This is a genomic window from Atribacter sp. (assembly GCF_035418125.1).
GTDB classification, from domain to species: domain Bacteria; phylum Atribacterota; class Atribacteria; order Atribacterales; family Atribacteraceae; genus Atribacter; species Atribacter allofermentans.
Genome location: NZ_DAOLQM010000337.1, coordinates 1 through 1,890, shown reverse-complemented (window position 1 = coordinate 1,890; position 1,890 = coordinate 1). Strand labels below are relative to the sequence as shown.

2 protein-coding genes are annotated in these 1,890 nt (G+C 39.9%); both read right to left on the bottom strand.

Annotated elements, in window-relative coordinates; genetic code table 11:
- Window positions 1-803 (bottom strand): carbohydrate ABC transporter permease (locus PLK24_RS11165; RefSeq protein WP_324479158.1); only part of this gene is annotated, 803 nt, incomplete at its 3' end.
- 12 nt (window positions 804-815) lie between these two features.
- Entirely contained in the window at window positions 816-1,679 is an 864-nt protein-coding gene (locus PLK24_RS11160) for a carbohydrate ABC transporter permease (RefSeq protein ID WP_324479156.1), read from the bottom strand.
- Between the last annotated feature and the right edge of the window lie 211 nt (window positions 1,680-1,890).

Sequence of the window (1,890 nt, the reverse complement as noted above, 5' to 3'; positions counted from 1 at the left end):
TCAATGAAATATCTCTGGAGGAAAACAAACAGAATGATGGTTGGGAGTGAAGCGGCAAAAGCTCCAGCCATCAAACTGGGGATATCGGTTCCTGAACCGGCACGAAAACCTTGCAATTGTGCTAATCCCACCATAATTGGTCTTACTTCGGTAGATCGGGTCAAAACCATCCCAAACATCAGATCGTTCCAAACCCAGGTGAATTGAAAAAGAAGAAGTACAGCTATTGCCGGCTTAGAAAGAGGCATAAAAATTTTCCAATAGGCTTTTAGATTACTACATCCATCCAATTTGGCAGCTTCCAGAACCTCTCCAGGAAGGGTGAGAAAATAATTACGAAAAATAAAGGTACAAAAGGGAATACAGATAGCAATATAAAAGAGAATCATCCCAAGAAAAGTATCATACAGACCCCAGGACATATACATTTTAAATAGAGGTATGAGGTACATTTGAAAAGGGAAAATGGTTCCGCTCCAAATCAGAAAAAACCAGCTGAAAGAGTTTTTAATATTTAATCGAGAAATACTAAAAGCTGCCAGAGAAGCAATAAAAATTGCTCCAACAGCACCGATTAACCCGTAGAGTAAACTGTTGATGAAGTATCGTCCCAATTTTGCCTGGTTCCAGGCTTTCACTAAATTAGGCCAAAAAGCATTTTGGCTGGGGAGTTCCCAAAATTTTTGAACGCCAAATTCTAGATTGCTTTTCAAGGACACTAAAACCGTTGGCCAAATTGGTAAAATCCAGAGAAAACAGAGAATGATTAATATTCCATAAATGATGGCTTTTTTCCAGCTCATATTTTAATCCTCTCAGTATTTCAATTCATGTCGGGTAACTTCTCGGATGTAAATCCAGGATATAAATAAGACGATTGCCGAGAGAAAAATTGCGATTGACGCTCCGTATCCCATATGAAAGAGAACAAAAGATTCCCGGAACATTGAAACGGCTAAGGTTTCAGAAGATCGATAAGGTCCTCCGCCAGTCATGACATAAATAATATCAAAAATATTAAAAGAATTAATTAAGCTCATTGAGACGACCACGGTGGTTATCGGCTTTAGCATGGGAAAAACCACGTGACGGAAGGTTTGCCATTCGGTAGCTCCATCGAGCTTGACAGCCTCAACCGGATCAACGGGAATCGCTTGAAGACCGATTAAAAAGATCACCATATTGGTACCAACCGTCTTCCAGGTCCAGGAGATGATCATGGAATAAGTATTGAGAGGAACTTCCGACATCCATGATCGTCCTGAAAATCCTAAAGCAGTCAATGCGGTGTTGATGACTCCTAAATCGGGTGAATACATCCATAACCAAATTAACCCAGTGGTAACTGCAGAAATGGTAAGAGGAATATAAAAAACCGCTTTAAAAAATGAGGCAAACCTCACCCGGTTGACGAAGTAGGCAATTAAAAGTCCCAGCAACACCGAAAGAGCTAAGGTAAAAATAACCCAAATAATGGTATTTTTTAAAGAGGTCAAAAAAACCGTATCTTGAATGAACCGAAAATAATTCCCCAGACCAGTAAATTTTGGTGCACTGAGCCCATCCCATTTAGTAAGACTCACTGCTACTGTGTAACCAGCTGGAATCAATAAAAAAAGAACAACCATTACGATAGCCGGCACTAAAAAAAGATAGGCGCTGATCTTTTCACCAACCAAACCCAACACCCCTTTTAATGAAGAGGGGGACTCGATTGAAATCCCCCTCGGTTTACTTATTTACTGACCACTCCAATAAGTATCTGCAATTTTATCGAGATCGGCTAAAATCTGATCCATTTTAGATGGATCCAGAATAAACTCGGCAAATTTATCCACGGCTTCCTCGCAAATATCGGTTGGAGTTGCTTCACAGAATCGGTTTACTAAA